The organism is Streptomyces calidiresistens (genome assembly GCF_014141525.1).
GTDB lineage: Bacteria > Actinomycetota > Actinomycetes > Streptomycetales > Streptomycetaceae > Streptomyces > Streptomyces calidiresistens.
This window is the reverse complement of sequence record NZ_VKHS01001138.1, coordinates 1-1,298: the sequence shown is the minus strand read 5'-3', so window position 1 is coordinate 1,298 and position 1,298 is coordinate 1. Positions and strand designations below refer to the sequence as shown.

General features: G+C 79.6%; 1 pseudogene. It reads left to right on the top strand.

What is annotated here, in order from left to right:
• Nucleotides 1-33: 33 nt before the first annotated feature.
• Nucleotides 34-1,298: pseudogene (locus FOE67_RS25965) on the top strand (hypothetical protein); the annotation flags it as partial.

The window sequence follows — 1,298 nt, the reverse complement described above, 5'->3', positions numbered from 1 at the left end:
CGACGACGACCTCGCCGAACTGCTGCGCTCCTTCTGGACCCCCGTCGGTCCTCCGCCGCTCCCTCCCGGGTCGCCCCCACCGAGGGCGGGGGCGGGGGGCCGCGCACCCTCGCCGACGAGCTGCGCGCCCTCCCGGACTCCGCGCTCGTGGAGCTGCTGCGCCTGCGGCCCGACCTGCTCTCCCCGCTCCCCGGCGACCTGACCCGACTCGCCTCCCGGGCCGGGGAGCGACTGTCGGTGCTGCGCGCGGTGGACCGGCTGGACACCCTCGCGCTGCGCACCGCCGAGGCCCTGGCCATCGCCCCGCAGCCGTGCTCCCGGGCCGAACTGGCGGCCCTCCTGCCCGCCGCCGGACCCCGTCTGGACGACGCCCTGGCCGCGCTGCGGACCCGGGCCCTGCTGTGGGGCGGGGACGACGCCCTGCGCCTGGTGCGCACCGCCCGCGAGCTGCTCGCACCCGCCCCGCAGCGCCCCGGCACCACCGGCCTGGGACCGACCCTCTCCGAGGCCACGGCCGGCATGTCGCCGCGCCGGATGCAGGAGCTGCTGGTCGGCGCCGGCCTGCCGCCCACCGGCGATCCGGTGAGCGCCCTGACCGCGCTCACCGCCCTGTTCACCGACCCGGAACGCCTGAAAGCCCTGCTCGACCGGCTGCCGGGCGACGCGCGGACGGTGCCGGAGCGCCTGATGTGGGGCCCGCCGTACGGCACGGTCCCCGCGCAGGCCCCCCTCCCGGCCGCCGTGCGGGCCCTGCTGGAGGCCGGCGTCCTGGTGCGGGTCTCGCCGGGCACCGTGGTGCTTCCCCGCGAGGTGGCGCTGACCCTGCGCGGCGGACGCGCGCACCGGGCGCTGCTGCCCGACCCGCCCCGTGTCGAGCTGCGCGCCGAGCACGCCCCCGAGCGGGTGAACGCCATGGCGGCGGGTCAGGCGTACGCGGCGGTCACCGCCGTCGAGGAACTGGCGGCGCTGTGGGAGCGTGAGCCCCCCGCCGTGCTGCGGGCCGGGGGCCTGGGCGTGCGCGACCTCAAGCGCACGGCCGTGGCGCTGGACGTCCCCGAGCCCGAGGCGGCGTTCCGGATCGAGGTGGCGCACGCCGCCGGGTTGATCGCCGCCGACGGCGAGCCGGACGAGCGGTTCGCCCCGACCCCGGCGTACGACGAGTGGAGCGGGCTGCCGCCGGCCGAGCGGTGGGGACGGTTGGTGTCCGCGTGGCTGGTGGGCAGCCGGGTGGCGGCGCTGATCGGGGAGCGCGACACCACCCCCGTGCCGCCGGGCGGGGCCCGGGGGCGCCGCACCGG